The following is a 219-nucleotide window of genomic DNA, read 5'->3' on the forward strand; positions in this document are numbered from 1 at the left end:
GTCACGCACCGAGGCGCTGAAACTGTTCACCAGCGGTGCCGCCTGGTTCATGAATGCAGAAGCCGAACTAGGCATAATCGCACCCGGAAATCTGGCAGACTTCGCCGTTCTCGACAGGGACTACTTCGCCGTGCCGGAAGATCAAATCAGCTCTATATCCTCTGTACTGACTATTATGGACGGAAAGGTGGTGTTTGGCGCGCAGGACTACAGCGCTCT

General features: G+C 55.3%; 1 protein-coding gene. It reads left to right on the plus strand.

Annotated elements, in window-relative coordinates; all coding sequences use genetic code 11:
- The coding region (locus tag AF337_RS22130; protein ID WP_152971152.1) for an amidohydrolase family protein at window positions 1-219 on the plus strand (219 nt) is incomplete at both ends.

Source organism: Rhizobium ecuadorense (genome assembly GCF_001187535.1).
Lineage (GTDB): Bacteria > Pseudomonadota > Alphaproteobacteria > Rhizobiales > Rhizobiaceae > Rhizobium > Rhizobium ecuadorense.